At 66.4% G+C, this 14,641-nt stretch carries 14 protein-coding genes; 5 read left to right on the forward strand and 9 right to left on the reverse strand.

The genetic code is table 11. The features are described 5' to 3' along the window. Positions 1-2: 2 nt before the first annotated feature. Entirely contained in the window at positions 3-1,496 is a 1,494-nt protein-coding gene (locus BI327_RS32505; RefSeq protein WP_076865393.1) for a sensor domain-containing diguanylate cyclase, read from the forward strand. Between the two features lie 276 nt (positions 1,497-1,772). On the opposite strand, the gene BI327_RS32510 is transcribed toward BI327_RS32505, so the two are convergent. From BI327_RS32510 to BI327_RS32545, 8 genes are all read right to left on the reverse strand, one after another. Next, the gene (locus tag BI327_RS32510; protein ID WP_076865394.1) at positions 1,773-3,848 is read right to left on the reverse strand and encodes a DEAD/DEAH box helicase; all 2,076 of its coding nucleotides are present in this window, start codon (positions 3,846-3,848) and stop codon (positions 1,773-1,775) included. 186 nt (positions 3,849-4,034) lie between these two features. Next, the gene (locus BI327_RS32515; protein WP_076865395.1) at positions 4,035-4,628 is read right to left on the reverse strand and encodes a GNAT family N-acetyltransferase; all 594 of its coding nucleotides are present in this window, start codon (positions 4,626-4,628) and stop codon (positions 4,035-4,037) included. Next, positions 4,628-5,455 (reverse strand): ABC transporter ATP-binding protein, encoded by an 828-nt coding sequence (locus tag BI327_RS32520; RefSeq protein WP_083742287.1) that lies wholly within the window; start codon positions 5,453-5,455, stop codon positions 4,628-4,630. Before BI327_RS32520 ends, BI327_RS32515 begins: the two co-directional genes overlap by 1 nt. Before the next feature lie 12 nt (positions 5,456-5,467). Further along, positions 5,468-6,265, reverse strand: a complete 798-nt coding sequence (locus BI327_RS32525; RefSeq protein WP_076865524.1) for an ABC transporter permease — start codon at positions 6,263-6,265, stop codon at positions 5,468-5,470. A 23-nt stretch (positions 6,266-6,288) separates the two neighbouring features. After that, positions 6,289-7,758, reverse strand: a complete 1,470-nt coding sequence (locus BI327_RS32530) for a phenylacetate--CoA ligase family protein (protein ID WP_143271729.1) — start codon at positions 7,756-7,758, stop codon at positions 6,289-6,291. Between the two features lie 162 nt (positions 7,759-7,920). Continuing rightward, positions 7,921-8,268 carry a hypothetical protein gene (locus BI327_RS32535; protein WP_076865397.1) on the reverse strand — a complete coding sequence of 116 codons (348 nt, stop codon included), beginning with the start codon at positions 8,266-8,268 and terminating at the stop codon, positions 7,921-7,923. Positions 8,269-8,440: 172 nt separating this feature from the next. After that, a complete protein-coding gene (locus tag BI327_RS32540) occupies positions 8,441-9,124 on the reverse strand; it encodes a haloacid dehalogenase type II (protein WP_076865398.1) in 684 nt (227 codons plus the stop codon). A gap of 30 nt (positions 9,125-9,154) precedes the next feature. Next, complete coding sequence (locus BI327_RS32545; protein WP_076865399.1) at positions 9,155-9,757, reverse strand: CGNR zinc finger domain-containing protein; 603 nt, start codon at positions 9,755-9,757, stop codon at positions 9,155-9,157. Positions 9,758-9,917: 160 nt separating this feature from the next. Here BI327_RS32545 and BI327_RS32550 point away from each other — a divergent pair, with 160 nt between their 5' ends. The 4 genes from BI327_RS32550 to BI327_RS32565 are packed head-to-tail and all read left to right on the forward strand — an operon-like array spanning position 9,918 to position 12,937. Continuing rightward, positions 9,918-10,613, forward strand: a complete 696-nt coding sequence (locus BI327_RS32550; RefSeq protein ID WP_076865400.1) for an alpha/beta fold hydrolase — start codon at positions 9,918-9,920, stop codon at positions 10,611-10,613. Positions 10,614-10,645: 32 nt separating this feature from the next. After that, a complete protein-coding gene (locus tag BI327_RS32555; RefSeq protein ID WP_076865401.1) occupies positions 10,646-11,245 on the forward strand; it encodes a TMEM175 family protein in 600 nt (199 codons plus the stop codon). Between the two features lie 44 nt (positions 11,246-11,289). Then, complete coding sequence (locus tag BI327_RS32560) at positions 11,290-12,144, forward strand: alpha/beta fold hydrolase (RefSeq protein WP_076865402.1); 855 nt, start codon at positions 11,290-11,292, stop codon at positions 12,142-12,144. 22 nt (positions 12,145-12,166) lie between these two features. Further along, entirely contained in the window at positions 12,167-12,937 is a 771-nt protein-coding gene (locus BI327_RS32565; protein ID WP_076865403.1) for an SDR family oxidoreductase, read from the forward strand. Positions 12,938-12,952: 15 nt separating this feature from the next. Here BI327_RS32565 and BI327_RS32570 read toward each other — a convergent pair whose 3' ends face one another. Beyond that, positions 12,953-14,254, reverse strand: a complete 1,302-nt coding sequence (locus BI327_RS32570) for a PQQ-dependent sugar dehydrogenase (protein WP_076865404.1) — start codon at positions 14,252-14,254, stop codon at positions 12,953-12,955. Positions 14,255-14,641: the final 387 nt, after the last annotated feature.

A 14,641-nucleotide genomic window follows, 5' to 3' on the forward strand; every position in this document is an offset into this window, starting at 1 on the left:
ACATGCCATTTCGACGGGGAAAGGACGCAAGGCGGCGCTGGCGGCTATCGGCAAAGCTGCTGATCGTCGCATCCGTTGCGACCGTCCTCGGCTTTTCCGCAGTCTGCGCCGGGGTGATGTTCGACATGCGCCGCGGCGAGGAGCAGCTGGCCCGCCGGACCCTGGAGAATCTGGCGTCGGGCATCGAAGCCGACATCAGCCGCAACATCGAGCTCTACGACCTGTCGCTGCGCGCGGTCGCCAGCAACCTCGAGATGCCCGAGATCCGCAATGTCAGCAAGGAAATGCGTCAGCTGATCCTGTTCGACCACGCCGCGACCGCGAAGCATTTCGGCGCGATCCAGGTGTTCGACACCAAGGGCGACCTGACCATCGACGCCGCGAGCCTCGATCCACGGCCGGAGAACCGCAGCGACGAGGAATATTTCACCATCCAGCGCGACCATCCCGACACCGGGCTGTATATCAGCCGGCCGATGCTGCATCGCGGCGCCTACGCCATCGTGCTGAGCCGGCGCATCGTCGACGATAACGGCCGCTTCCTCGGCGTCGTGGTCGGCTCGATCCGCTTCAGCTATTTCCACGATCTGTTCGGCCGGCTGAACCTCACGCCGGGCGACACCATCACCGTGCTGCGCAACGACCGCACCATCATCATGCGGACGCCCTTCGATCTCGATGTGATCGGCAAGAACCTCGCCGAGCAGCTCGACTGGAAGGCCGAGAACCTGAAGGCGGGCGGCGCCTTCTCCGGCAAGGGTCCGGTCGACGACACGCCGCGGCTCTATGTCAGGCGCAGCAGCAGCGGGCCGCTCTACGTCGTGGTCGGCAAGCCGCTCGACGCCGTCTTCAACCTGTGGCGCACCGAGGCAATCCGGATCGGCGCGATCATGGCGTTCCTGATCCTGTTCGTGCTCAGCGCGACGCTGGTGCTCGCCCGCGAGATCGGGCGCCGTGCCGACGCCGAGGACAAGCTCGAGGAGATGGCGACCACCGATGCCCTCACCGGCCTGAAGAACCGCCGCAAGTTCGACGCCGAGATCGAGCGCGAGTGGCGCCGCGCCGGCCGCTACGGGCAGCCGGTCGCGCTGCTGATGATCGATGCCGATCATTTCAAGGCCTACAACGACACCTATGGGCACCAGGCCGGCGACCAGGTGCTGGTCGGAATCGCGATCTGCATTTCGGATGCGGTGCGCCGCGCCGGCGATTGCCCGGCGCGCTTCGGCGGCGAGGAATTTGCCGTGCTGCTGCCCAACATGACCGCGCTCGAGGCCTTCAACCTGGCCGAGAGCATCCGCGGCAAGGTCCAGCAATGGTGCGAGGGCGAGCTGATCACGACGGTGAGCGTCGGCGTCGCCAGCATGCGGCCGGTCGCGGGCCAGCAATGGTGCGACCTGATCGAAGCCGCCGACAAGGCGCTCTACGCCGCCAAGGCCAACGGCCGCAATCAGTCGGTGCTGGCCACCACGCCGAAGATCACGCTGGTGGCGTGAGGGCACACTCCCTCCGCATCGTCGTCCCTGCAACGTGTAAGGGACGCTCCGGCGGAAGGGCTCCCTCCGCCCTTGCGGGGGAGGGTTGGGGAGAGGGGTGCCGCACGGCAAGCTCTCTCCACTCAGTAAAGTATGCTCCACGCGCCAGCCGAAGTCGCACGAGTCGACATCACGTCAATGATCTCGCCCGGGGCCACCCCTCTCCCCACCCTCCCCCGCAAGGGGGAGGGAGCCTGAGCAGCTTGCTCACCTCACGTAGCGTAACACCAAGAGCGGCTAACCTCTCCGCTTCTTCTTTGGCTTCTTGCCGAACTTCGGTTTCGCAGCCGACACGTCGGGCCACTGCGTGAGCCCGGCGTGTCCGGCCTTGCCCCGATGTTTCTTTTTCTTGCCGAACCTCGGCTCGTCGCCGGATGTCGGCCTCGTGCCCTTTTCGTTCCGATCTAACCGGAATGGAGCTCTGGAGTCTCGCTTGGACGCGTAATCATCGCGCGAACCGCTCGCACCTTCCCTCGAAAACGCTTTGGTCTCGCGATCCGGCTTGCCGCGTCGCTTTGCTGCAACCTCATCATGCGGCTCCTCGCCACGAAGAGCGCCGCGTCCACCGTCGTCCTGATCGCGCCAAGGCTCGTGTCTCGGCTCGTACCGCGGCTCGCGCCTGGGCTTGCTTGCCGGCTTCTCCGCGCGCGCCTCGCGCTGCGGAGCGTCCCCCAGCGCCTCGATGCGGATGCTGTCTTCCTTGTCCGGACGCTTGATCTTGACGGCGAAGGAGTCCGCGACCCGCGCGGCGATCTCGAACTCGGTGGTCGTATCCATGATCTTGATGGCGCCGATGTCGCGTTTGTCGATGCCGCCGCGGCGGCAGATCATCGGCAGCAGCCAGCGGGCCTCGGCATTCTTCCGGCGCCCGATGGCGGCGCGGAACCAGACGGTCGCCTCCTCCATGCCGTGGCGAGGAGACTTCCCGGTCTTCGCTCGCGGTCCGGCGGCACGCTCCTCGCGGCGCGAGGCGCGCTCGCCGCGGTCGCGGCCCCGTCCCTCGCCGGGATCGAGAATGTCCTCCGGCGCAGGCAGGCGGGCGCGATAGAGCCGGGCAAGTGCTGCGGCAACCGCCTCCGGCGTCCGCTCGGCAAGCAAGGCTTGTGCGAGGACCAGATCGTCCGGCGTCGCCTCTTCGCTGAACACCGCATCCCTGAGCAGCCGATCATGGTCGAGCTTGCGGATCTCCTCGGCCTGCGGCGCGGAGCCCCAGACGATATCGATGCCGGCGAGATCGAGCAGCAATTCCGCGCGCCGCCGCCGTGCCGGCGGCACCAGCAGGATGCTGACACCCTTGCGGCCGGCGCGGCCGGTGCGGCCCGACCGATGCTGCATCACCTCCGGGTCCTTCGGCAGATCCGCATGGATGACGAGGTCGAGGCTCGGCAGGTCGATGCCGCGCGCCGCGACGTCGGTCGCCACGCAAACCCGGGACCGGCCGTCGCGCAAGGCCTGCAACGCCTGGGTCCGCTCGTTCTGGGTCATTTCGCCTGACAGCGCGGCGACGGAGAACCCGCGCTCGAGCAGCGCCGCCTGCAAATGCCGGACGGCTTCGCGGGTGTTGCAGAACACCAGCGCGCTCGGCGCCTCATGGAAGCGCAGCACGTTGACGACCGCGTGCTCGACGTCGTCGGCGGCGACGCGGATGGCACGGTACTCGATGTCGGCATGACCGCCTTCGTCGCCGGCGACCTCGATCCGGAACGCCTGTTGCTGGTATTGCTTGGCCAGCGCGACGATGCCGCGCGGAAACGTCGCCGAGAACAGCAGCGTGCGGCGGGTGTCCGGCGTGGTCTCGAGGATGAATTCCATGTCCTCGCGAAAGCCGAGATTGAGCATCTCGTCGGCCTCGTCCAGCACGACGACTCGCAATCCCGAGATATCGAGACGGCCGCGCCGCAGATGGTCGCACAGCCGGCCCGGCGTTCCGACCACGATGTGGGCGCCTGCGGCCAGCTCGCGCTGCTCGCGGCGCGGATCCATGCCGCCGACGCAGGAGACGACGCGGGCGTCGGCATGTTCGTAAAGCCACGAAAGCTCGCGCTGAACCTGCAGAGCGAGCTCGCGCGTCGGCGCGACGATCAGCGCCAGCGGGGCGGCGGCCGGCTCGAACTGCTCGGCGCCGTCGAGCAGGTCCTTTGCCATGGCCAATCCGTAGGCAACGGTCTTGCCCGAGCCGGTCTGGGCCGAAACCAGGAGGTCGCGGTCGACGGCGTCGTCGGCGAGCACGGCGAGCTGGACGGGAGTGGGCTGATCGTAGTTGCGCTCAGCCAAAGCGCGGGCGAGCGGCGAACTTGTGGTCGGAAAGGGCACGAGATGGGAAACCTTGATTGGTCCGGGCGCAGAACGTCGAGCGGGACGACCTTGAAGCTGCGTACCCGGCAGGCGGCACAGCCGCATGACGATTTGGGGTGCTTTACGCCAAGACCGGCCAAATCGCCATGCCCCCAGAGCCTTCCTACGACGGAAAAGGCCCCCCATGGCGGAAAAGGTGCCGGATCAGGCCGGCTGCCCGATCGGGGCCTGGAGACCCGCGATCCGGTCCATCAATCCGGATAACCGCGACGGCGGTGGGCTGGCCGGGGCGATCAGGCCGCCTGCCCCGCGCAGCGCGCCCGGGATCAGCTCGCAGGCCAGCAGGCGATTGCGTTCATATGGCCCGGGCATGCGGAGCGTGGCGGTTGTCCCGGCCGAAAAGCCGAAGCGGCTGTAATAGGCGGCATCTCCAACCAGGACGACGGCTCGGTGACCGAGCCGCTGCGCCCGTTGCAACGCCTGCCGCATCAGCGCGGCGCCGATGCCGAGGCACCTCACCTCTTCGGCCACTGCGAGAGGGCCGAGCAGCAGGCAGGAATGACCGGTACCGGTCACGACCGGCCACAGCCGCAATGTGCCGACCAGGCGACCGGCACGGCGCGCGACAAACGCGAGGCCGCGCGCAGGCTTGCGGCCCTCGCGCAGCCGCTCCGAGGTCTTGGCGAAGCGGCCAGGACCGAATGCGGCGTCGAGCAGACTCTCCCGCGCCGCCACGTCCGAACGGCGCTCCCTGCGGATCGCAACCGGTTTGTCGTTCGGAGAACCAAATGAGGACATCACGCCACCCTCGCCAGATAGATGAAGACCTCGTCGAGGTCCCGGCACTTGAAGCGCTCGGCGAGCTCGCCCGGACGCCCCATCGCGACGACGCGGCCGTGGCTCATGATCACGACGAAGTCGCAGAGCTGCTCGACCTCGGTCATGTTGTGTGAGGACAGCAGGATGGTGGCGCCGCGGCGCTTCTGATAGGCGACGAGCCGGCTGCGCACCCACTCGGCGCGATCAGGGTCGAGCGAGGCCGTCGGCTCGTCGAGCAGCAGCACGTCGGGATCGTTGATCAGCGCCTTCGCGACGGCGACCCGGGTCTTCTGGCCGGCCGAGAGCCGCCCGGTGACACGGTCGAGCACGTCGCCGAGCTCGAAATCCTCGATCAGCTCCTCGATCCGGGCCTTGAGATCGGCGACGCCGTAGAGCCGGCCGAACACCATCAGGTTCTGGCGCACGGTGAGGCGCCCCGGCAGCGCAACATAGGGGCTTTCAAAATTCATCCGGCTGAGCACCTTGTGACGCTCGGTCGCCATGTCGTGTCCCAGCACCATGGCGCGGCCGAAGCTCGGCACCACGAGGCCCATGATCATGGCGATGGTGGTGGTTTTGCCGGCACCGTTGCCGCCGAGCAGGCCGACGGTCCAGCCCTTCGGCACGATGAAGTTCACCTCGTCGACCGCCCAGTGGGTGCGGTACTTCTTGCAGAGGTCCTCGACCGCGATCGCCGGTGCGTCGGCGGTGCCGAGGCTCGCAGGCGCGTTGCCTTCGGACGGTACGATGTTTGTCGACACTGAAGTCAGATGCCTGCGCGGCAAGAAGCGTTCGATACGGCTCATGGATGTCTCCCCTTACTCGCCCATGGTGAGCAGGCCGCCCTTGTGGCGGGCGCTCTGCAACAGGGCCACGAATGTGGTGAAGCCGATGCCGAGATAGACGGCATTGAGTGCGAGGCATTCGATCATCAGGTCAGTGCGGAAGGTGCCGTCGAGCAGCACGGCACGCATGCCCTCGAACACGTAGGTCGGCGTCAGCGACCAGGCGACCGGCTGCAGCCAGAGCGGCAGCGCCGCGACCGGATAGTAGACGCAGCACAGCGGCAGCAGCACGATCATGATCGAATAGGCCAGGCTCTCGGCGCCAAAACCCTGCCGGATCACGAGGCCGGCTATGACGAGCCCGATCGCCCAGCTGGTCAGCACGAGGTTGAGGAAGAACGCGACCAGCCCGGGCCCCATCGCAAAGAGGTTGAAGCCGAACAACACCAACGTCAGCAGCAGCACCGGCAGCGTGCCGATCACGAGCCGGATCAGGCTCATCAGCATCAGCGAGCCAGCAAGCTCGAACGGCTGCAACGGGCTCATCATCAGATTGGCGAGATTGCGCGACCAGATCTCCTCCAGGAAGGTGAAGGTGAAGCCGAGCTGGCCGCGAAACAGCACATCCCAGAGCAGGACGGCGCCGAGCAGCAGGCCGGCGGTCGAGGCCATCGCCGACTTGCTGTCGTAGAGGTAGGTGTAGAGGAAACCCCACACCAGCATCTGCATCGCCGGCCAGTAGACGATCTCGAGCAGCCGCAGCCATGACGAGCGCAGGATGTAGTAATAGCGCGCCGTCATGGCGGCGATGCGGTTCAATGACTGTGTCATGGCACGCACCTCCATTGCTGCGATTAGTCGAACTCGCGGCGGATCGGACGGCGCTTGCCGACCTTGGGCGGAAACGCGAGCAGCGCGTTGGCCTGCACCCGAACCGGATGCTCGAGGCAGGCCGCGAGCAGGTCCTCCAGATGCGCGACCGAGCCGTGCAGCCGCGACATCGGCGTATCCTGGCCGAGCACGACGCGCGCCTCGACCAGATCGACGCCGCGCTGCACGATCTCGAACTGCGCCAGATGCAGGTTGCAGTCGAACATCCAGCGATAGGTCGCATCGAGAATGCTGCCGGCCGGAACCTTGCGGCCGTCGCGATTGACGAAGGCGTCGTTGAGCCTTCCGTCGATGCTGGCGATCTGCGACCAGTTGATATCCGACGGCGCGGGATTGGCCGGCTGGGTGATGTAATCGCCCTGCACGTAGCGGATGAACGGCATCGCCTCGTTGAGCAGGTTGGTGATCACGGCGATGCCGGACTGGCCGGGAGCTTGCGGCTCCATCGTGAGGGGATCGAGCACATCGAGATGCACCGTGTCCTCGCACACGTGATACTGGCCGCCAGGCATCTCGAGCGCGATCCGCGTCGCTTCCTCCGAGGAATATTCGTCGAGCACGGGCACGCCGAGCTGGCGCGACCATTCCGCCCGCGCAGCGCGCGAGGAATATTCCGAATGCGTCACCGCGAGATTGAGCGACGAACGGAATTCGTCGACATGCGGCATCAGCGCATCGAGGCTCGACGGATAGAGCGACAGGATCTTCGGCCCGAGATAACGCAGATGCTGGGCGACGCGCGCCGGCGGGATCAGGTTCGAGATGAACGCGGTCGGATAGTCGCCACCGATCGAATCGAACCACCACGGCACGGTGTAGACATGGGCGAGCAGATCCTCGGCGCGGTAGTTGCCGCCGCTCTGCATCGCGAACTGGCGGACGCCCTGGATGGTGTCGGTGATGACGGCGTCATAGTCGACGCGGATCAGCAGGGTCTGCCCGGACGAGCCCGACGAGCGGGTCGGAAACAGGTTTTCCGGCTTGTACTTCTTGTTGACGCACTGGTTCGGGAAGGCCGCGACCAGCTCCGGCTTGGTGATGACGGGAATCTTCTGGATGTCGTCATAGTCGCGCAGATGCTCCGGCTTGAAGCCCGCCGCATCATATTTGGCGCGGTAGACCGGAATCTCGCGGTAGGCGAGCTCGACCAGCTCCTTGATGCGGGCGAACTGCCGCGCGCGGATCTCGGCGACCGGCAGATAAGGATGCCGCATGCATTCGCCGAGATAGTTCGCGGTGGCGGCGACGAGTTCGGGCGCCGCGTCGTTGGACGGCTGAAAATCCGGGCGGGTGTGCTCGGTCTCCCAGAACTGACGCTGCGGCACGCTGCTGACATCGACTGCGGCAGGGACGAGGGACGCGGCGGCCTGATCGTGCTCCGGCACCAGAGCAAGGCTGTCATCGGAAGTGCTGATTGCGAGAGAGGACGTCATCTTCAGCTCCATGATTGACGGGGAACCGCCCGTTCATGGCGCTATCAATGGCGCGCGGCGCTTGCTCCTGCCGTGACACGCATCACACGCGGTCGCACCCCGTCGCAGCGCGCGCCGGTCCTGTCACCGAGCATGTGCTGAAGATGTTTTGGCAGCTTTCGATCACTTCGCCTTGAGCGCCTTGTCATGGCTCTCGAGTGCCGATGCCAGCAGCTTGGGCAGTTGCGCGGCATAGACCTCGATGAAGGTGGCATCGCCGCACGCCTCCGGATCGCGCGCGGCCTGCTCGGCGACACGCGCAGCCTTGGCCTCGCATTTCGCGAACATGTGCCAGAACCAGTCCGGACTCTTGCCGAGCGCCGGCTTGTTCTTCTTGATGACGGCGGCGCCGACCGCGCTCATCGCGCTGACGACGCCGGCGCCCAGCGTGCTGATGGCGCGGGCGTTAAGGATGTCCTCGCGCGCCTGCGCGGTGGCGTTGGTCGCGGTCGCTCGTCCCTTGGTCGGCATGCTCAAGCTCCTTGTCGATCCCTGCCGATCCTTCGGCCGGCGAAGCATCGGCCGGGGAAGTTGAGGAAGGCTCAAGGGGCATGGTTGAAAACCGCTATGGATTTCATTCCGGTTTTAGGCGCTTCCGAGCGATCGGTCCCGATAGGGTTGCGGAGCGATCCGTCAGGAGCCGTTACCCTTTGGCGCCGTAGCGGCGGATCAGCTGGTCGGCGACGTCATTGAGATCATTGCCGACCACTTGCGGCTGCGGGCCGACGCCGAGCACATCATTGCCGGGCCGCTTGATCAGCGCGGCCTCCCAGCCGGCGGCGACCGCGCCCAGCGTGTCCCAGGTGTGGCAGGCGATCAGGCAGAATTCCGAGGGCTTGGCCCCGAGCTCCTGCTCGACATAGCCATAGGCCTGCCGCGACGGCTTGTGGTGCTTGACGCCGTCGGCGGAGAAGCGCCGCTCGAACAGGTCGACGATGCCGCCGTTGGTGAGCTGCCGGGTCTGCACCTCCAGGAGATTGTCGGTCAGCGTGAACAGGCGGAAGCCCGCCGCACGCAGCTTGCGCAGCGCCGCCGGCACTTCCGCATGCGGCGGCATGGTGGAGAATTTCTCGGTCAGCTCCCTCTTGTCGTTGTCGTCGATTTTGATGCCGCGCGTGTCGGCCAGCATCTTCATGACCGCGGCGCCGATGTCGGTGAACGGCACGTAGCAGCCCGCCACGGTGAGCGAGGCGGAATACATGATGAAATTCGCAAACCACAGCCGCATCGCGCTCTTGTCGTTGAAGATGCGCCCAAACACCGGCTCCATGGTCTCGAGGTCGAGCAGGGTCTCGTTGACGTCGAACACGATCAGAGGAAGTGCCATTTTTGGTCTCCTGTTGCTTGTTTGTTGGTCTCAGCCCCTGTCCTTCATCCGGCTGCGGTGCGCGGCCTGCTTGGCGCGGTTGCCGCAGATCGCCATGCTGCACCAGCGGCGCGCCCGCGCACGCGTATGATCGGCAAACATCAGCGTGCAGGCCGGCCCCTCGCACGCCTTGATGTCGGAAAAGCTCTCCTCGCAGACCACCCTGGCCATCGCCTCGCCGATCGGCAGCAGCAGCGATTCCGTCGAGCGCCAGTGCCGCGTGCGTTCCAGCGCAAAGCCGTCATGGTCGTCGTGACGATGCGGCACGATCCTGCTGAACGCCGCATCGCTTTCGAGCAGCCGGTTCAACGGCTCGAGTTCCCCAAGCGCCCGCGACGCCAGCGGCCGGCCCATATGCTTGCGGACGAAGCCGCGGAACCATTCGCGCAGATCGCGGGCCTGACCGGCGACATCGTCGAGTTCGCCCGGGGTCGCGCGCGCTTTGAGTGCGTCGAGCACGTCTGACGGCACCAGCTTCGCCTGCGCGAGCCAGCGCAACAGGCCATCGCCATCGGCGATCCAGTCCACCGGCGTATCGACCGGGGTCGCGATCGAATTGATGAAATCGAGGCCCAGGCTGTCGGCGATGAACATCGCGGGCGGGTGGGATTGCACGAGTGCCTCCTGGCGGCTTTTCGAGGTTGCCGCAAATAACCTGATTAATGCCTGTTGACAAGTTACGAACATTGGATCATAAGCATCGTAACCTGTCAAATAGCTTTTAACAGGTTACTTGAAAACCAAGGAGCGGACAATGTCGAACAAGGACGTCAGCGTGGTGCTTGCCCATGGCGCATGGGCCGACGGATCGAGCTGGGCGCGGGTGATCGCGGCGCTGGATGCCGAGGGCATCAATGCGGTGGCGGCGCCGCTGCCGCTGACCTCGCTCGCCGACGACGTCGCAGCGTTGAACCGCACGCTGGACCGCGTCGAGGGACCGGTCGTGCTGGCGGGCCATGCCTATGCCGGCGCCGTGATCGCCGGGACCCGCTCGCCGCGCGTCAAGGGCTTGGTCTATATCGCGGCACTCGCGCCCGACGAGGGCGAAACCGTCGCCGACGTGTTCTACCGCCTGCCGCCGCATCCGTTCGCGCCGAAGCTTGCGCCCGACGCCAATGGCCTGATCTGGCTGCCCGAGTCCGCCTTCGCCTCGGCCTTCGCGCAGGGCGCGCGGTCGGAGGACCTCGCCGTGCTCGCCGCCGTGCAGCGGCCGATCTCGCCGGCCTGCATCACCGTGCCGGTCGGCCGTCCCCGGTGGAAGGACGTTCCAAGCTGGTTCCTGGTCGCCGAGGACGACCGGATGATCGCGCCAGAGACCCAGCGCAGCATGGCGGCGCGGATGCAGGCGACCGTGCGTTCACATGCCGTCGATCACACCCCGATCGTCACAGCGCCGAAGCTGGTCACCGACATCATCCGGGAAGCCATCCACGGCGTTACAGAGCACTGACCTTTCCAGCGATCTAGGACAGGAGCACTGCCATGCAGGACAAACCACTCTCGGCCGACCGGCTCGGTGCGTTTTCCGATGCGGTGATCGCCGTCATCATCACGGTGATGGTGCTGGAGCTGAAGCCGCCCGAAGGCGTGGCATTTGCGGACCTGCTGCCGCTGTGGCCGACCGCGATCAGCTACGCGGCGAGCTACCTGTTCATCGCGGTGATCTGGGTCAATCATCACCATTTGCTGCATCTGGTGCGGCAGCCGACACCACGCTTGATCTGGCTGAACTTCGTCCATCTGTTCGCGGTCTCGCTGCTGCCCTTCGCAACCGCCTGGGTCGCGCGGTCGCACATGGCCGCGGCGCCGGTGGTGGCCTACGCGGTGATCTTCCTCCTGATCGACCTCGCCTATCTCGCTTTCGAGCGCGCCGTGCTGGCGCAGGCCGACCAGACGATCGTTTCCGAACGCGTGCGGACATGGGCGCAACGCCGCACGCTGCTCGCCGTGCTGGTGTTCGCGGCCGGCGCGGCGATCGCGCCCTTCATGCCACTGCTCGGCTTCGCCACCGTGTGCTGCGCGCTGCTGCTCTACCTCAGGCCCGAAGCGATCAGCGGGCTCGCGAAGCAAATCAAATCCTAGGCTCCAAAACCACACCACCACATCACGACCACAAGGAGTGACAGATGTCCCACGTCAAATATCGCACCGCCGATGTCGATGGCTTCAACGTGTTCTATCGCGAGGCCGGATCGCCCGGCGCGCCGAAGCTTTTGCTGCTGCACGGCTTCCCGAGCGCGGGACACATGTTCCGCGATCTGATCCCGCTTCTCGCGGACAAATTCCACATCGTGGCGCCCGACCTGCCCGGCTTCGGCCAGTCGGACATGCCGCCGCGCGACAAATTCGCTTACACCTTCGACAACATCGCCGCCGTGATCGATCGCTTCACCGAGGTGATCGGCTTCGATCGCTTCGCGGTCTATGTGTTCGACTATGGCGCGCCGACCGGCTTCCGCCTGGCGGCGAAGCATCCGGAGCGGATCACCGCAATCATCTCGCAGAACGGCAATGCCTATGAGGAGGGCCTCAGCGACGGCTGGACCCCGATCAAGGCCTATTGGCAGGACCCGTCACGGGCGAACCGCGACGCGCTGCGCGCCTTCCTGACGCCGGACACCACGCGGTGGCAGTACACCCACGGCACGCCGGATCCGGCCGCGGTGTCGCCGGACGGGCAGAACCTCGACAATTACTACATGGCGCGGCCCGGCGCGCATGACGTGCAGCTCGACCTGTTCGGCGACTACAAGAGCAACGTCGCGCTCTACCCGGCCTTCCAGGACTACTTCCGTACCCACCAGCCGCCGTTCCTCGCGGTGTGGGGCAAGAACGATCCGTTCTTCCTGCCGCCGGGTGCCGAAGCCTTCAGGCGCGACAATCCGAAGGCCGTCGTCAAATTCCTCGACACCGGCCATTTCGCGCTCGAGACGCATGCCGCCGAGATCGCGCAGAGCATCCGCGAATTCCTGGCTCGCTGACGTCGGCTGCAAGGAAACGGCCATGACCAGACCCGTCGCCATCGTGACCGGAGCAAGCTCCGGCATCGGACGCGCGACCGCGCTGCGGCTCGCCAGGGATTTCTCGACAATCGTCCTCGTCGCGCGCAGCGGCGAGAAGCTGCGCGAAGCCAGTCAAGAGATCGAAGCCGGCGGCGGCACGCCGCTGGCGCTCGACCTCGACCTCGCAACACCGGCGGCAGCCGACGACATCGTCAAGGCCACGCTGGACCGCTTCGGCCGCATCGACGCGCTGGTCAATATCGCCGGCGCTGTGCCCGGGCTCGATCTGTTCGAGATGACCGACGCGCAATGGGACGCGGGCCTCGCGCTCAAGTTCCACGGCGCAAGGCGGCTGACCATCCGCGCCTGGGACGCGCTGAAGGCGTCCCAAGGTGCTGTCATCTTCACCTCGGGCAATGCGGCCGTGCTGCCGCGCGCCGGTGCGGCGGCGGTCGGCACGATCAACGCCGCGATCGAGGCACTTGCCAAGGCGTTCGCCGAGCGCGGGATCGACGACGGCGTGCAGGTGAACTGCGTATCGCCCGGCGCCGTGATGACCGGACGGCGACTCGGAATGCTTGAGAAGGCCGCGGCAGCAAAGCAGCTCGACGTCGACACGGCCAAGGCCGGCTTCCTCAAGCAGGCCGGCATCAAGCGATTTGGCACGCCAGAGGAGATCGCCGAGCTCATTGCGTTCGCGGTGTCGCCGCCGGCGCGCTGGATGACCGGCACCGTGCTGCGGATGGACGGCGGCGAGATCAGGACGGTGTGAGACGGGCCTCGTCGCCTAGGCGCCCGTGACGCGCCAGATCACGTTGCCGACGTCATCGGCCATCAGCAACGAACGGTCGGGGCCGATCGCGACGCCGACCGGGCGGCCATAGGACACCTTCTCGTCGGGTGCGAGAAAGCCCGACAGGATGTCGCGCGCGGGACCGGAGGGGCGGCCGTTCTCGAACGGCACGAACACCACCTTGTAGCCTGATAGCGTCGAGCGATTCCACGAGCCGTGCTGGCCGATCACCATGCCGTCAGGGAAACCGGGCAACGTGCCCTTGGGCATCCAGCACAGGCCGAGCGAGGCGGTGTGGCCGCCGAGCGCGTAGTCCGGCTGGATCGCCTTGGCGACCATCGCCGGATCCTGCGGCACGCGGTCGTCGACCGTCTTGCCCCAGTAGCAATAGGGCCAGCCGTAGAAGCCGCCGTCGCGCACCGAGGTCAGATAGTCGGGCGGCGTCTCGTCGCCGATGCCGTCGCGCTCATTGACGACGGTCCACAGCACATTGGTGGTCGGCTCCCATGCGAGCCCAACCGGATTGCGCAGCCCGCCGGCGAAGATGCGGCTGGTGCCGGCGGCAAGATCTAGCTCATAGACCGCGGCACGGCCTTCCTCGACCGCCATGCCGTTCTCGGCGATATTGCTGAGCGAGCCGACGCCGGCATAGAGCTTCTTGCCGTCGGCGCTCGGCAGCAGGCTGCGCGTCCAGTGCCCGTCGGGCTTGAAGGTGACGAGCTTGCGCCCTTCCGCGGTGATGCGATCGGCGCCCGCGGTGTAGGGATACGCGACCACGCCGTCGGTGTTGCCGACATAGAAGGTGTCGCCGATCAGCGCCATGCCGAACGGCTGGCGCAATCCTTCCATGAAGGCACCGCGGCTTTCGGCGACACCGTCGCCGTCGCGGTCGCGCAGCAGCGTGATGCGGTTGGCGCTGACGCCGAGCGCTGCGGCGCGGCGCATCGTTGCCTGCATCGCATAGTGGAAGACGCTGCGCGGGGTGCCGGCGATCTGCGTCGCCTCCGCGATCAGCACGTCGCCGTTGGGCAGCACATTGATCCAGCGCGGATGATCGAGCCCGGTCGCAAACGCGTTGACCTTGAGTCCGGGTGCAGCGGTCGGAAGCTGGCCCTTGTCCCAGCCCCTTGCGGTCGGCATCTTCAGCGTCGGGATCGCGCCCTGCGATTTCGCCGCCGGAATCTGCGGCGCGCTGCCCCAGGCGGGCGCGGGCTCGGCGCCCTGCATCCGTCGCCACGCCACGGCGCCGGCCCCGATCGCCGCGACGACGCGGGCAAAAACTCCAGACGTGCTCATGAACTTCCCCTGTTACTGCGCCCTGTTATTGTGCCTTGTCATGGCCTTGCCGGCCGGCCGCGGGCCCAAAGCAGCATTCGCATAATGCCGGCCCTGATGACAGTAGTTATACGATCTTCGCAGCCGCACTCGAATCGAGGACACTGGCTGCACGCTCCCTTGTCAGAGCGTTTTCCTCCCTGAGACCTTGCCCGCCCCGGTCGGCGGGCTTCCTTTTCCGAAGCACGGGCTTTTTCTGAGGCCGTGGCCCGCCACCTCGCGCCGCCGGACAAGATTGCATTAACGTCACTGCGCAATCGTGCCGTGAACTCGCGTGAGGCGCCGCAAGAGCGGTGCTAAGGTCGACACCGGAAACCGCGATCTACCCGCTGCAATGCATTGGCTCAA

The organism is Bradyrhizobium mercantei (assembly GCF_001982635.1).
GTDB lineage: Bacteria > Pseudomonadota > Alphaproteobacteria > Rhizobiales > Xanthobacteraceae > Bradyrhizobium > Bradyrhizobium mercantei.

Coding starts and splice junctions, on each gene's coding strand:
- BI327_RS32505 (WP_076865393.1), top strand. CDS start 3: ATGCCATTTCGACGGGGAAAGGACGCAAGGCGGCGCTGGCGGCTATCG.
- BI327_RS32570 (WP_076865404.1), bottom strand. CDS start 14,254: ATGAGCACGTCTGGAGTTTTTGCCCGCGTCGTCGCGGCGATCGGGGCC.
- BI327_RS32515 (WP_076865395.1), bottom strand. CDS start 4,628: ATGTCCTCATTTGGTTCTCCGAACGACAAACCGGTTGCGATCCGCAGG.
- BI327_RS32555 (WP_076865401.1), top strand. CDS start 10,646: ATGCAGGACAAACCACTCTCGGCCGACCGGCTCGGTGCGTTTTCCGAT.
- BI327_RS32545 (WP_076865399.1), bottom strand. CDS start 9,757: ATGTTCATCGCCGACAGCCTGGGCCTCGATTTCATCAATTCGATCGCG.
- BI327_RS32525 (WP_076865524.1), bottom strand. CDS start 6,265: ATGACACAGTCATTGAACCGCATCGCCGCCATGACGGCGCGCTATTAC.
- BI327_RS32565 (WP_076865403.1), top strand. CDS start 12,167: ATGACCAGACCCGTCGCCATCGTGACCGGAGCAAGCTCCGGCATCGGA.
- BI327_RS32535 (WP_076865397.1), bottom strand. CDS start 8,268: ATGCCGACCAAGGGACGAGCGACCGCGACCAACGCCACCGCGCAGGCG.
- BI327_RS32540 (WP_076865398.1), bottom strand. CDS start 9,124: ATGGCACTTCCTCTGATCGTGTTCGACGTCAACGAGACCCTGCTCGAC.
- BI327_RS32530 (WP_143271729.1), bottom strand. CDS start 7,758: ATGACGTCCTCTCTCGCAATCAGCACTTCCGATGACAGCCTTGCTCTG.
- BI327_RS32520 (WP_083742287.1), bottom strand. CDS start 5,455: ATGAGCCGTATCGAACGCTTCTTGCCGCGCAGGCATCTGACTTCAGTG.
- BI327_RS32560 (WP_076865402.1), top strand. CDS start 11,290: ATGTCCCACGTCAAATATCGCACCGCCGATGTCGATGGCTTCAACGTG.
- BI327_RS32550 (WP_076865400.1), top strand. CDS start 9,918: ATGTCGAACAAGGACGTCAGCGTGGTGCTTGCCCATGGCGCATGGGCC.